The sequence below is a fragment of the Jeotgalibacillus sp. ET6 genome (assembly GCF_029667115.1).
Taxonomy (GTDB): domain Bacteria; phylum Bacillota; class Bacilli; order Bacillales; family Jeotgalibacillaceae; genus Jeotgalibacillus.
In genome coordinates, this window is the sequence record NZ_JARUIU010000361.1 from 1 (window position 1) to 230 (window position 230).

Consider the following 230-nt stretch of genomic DNA (forward strand, 5'->3'; position numbering starts at 1 on the left):
GAGATTCTCAATCCTGATCTGTACATTGCAACAATCGGTAAAAATGGAACAACTCAAAATAAGTTCACTCCTACTATTGTGAATGGATTAAGACTCCTTCTTAGCAGGTGTTCCGCCGATTACTCTTTTCATCATCCGTCAATTTTGCTTCTCCCGCCATCAGCCTTTCAAAAAAATTTCCTACTCAACTAATGAATGGCTTCAGCAAAAAAAAGGTCTTCTTTTGTCGT

Annotated in this window: 1 protein-coding gene; it reads left to right on the top strand. The window is 38.3% G+C overall.

Annotated elements, in window-relative coordinates; genetic code table 11:
- Positions 1-192 (top strand): hypothetical protein (locus tag P6709_RS20420; protein WP_278242696.1); only part of this gene is annotated, 192 nt, incomplete at its 5' end.
- Positions 193-230 lie beyond the last annotated feature (38 nt).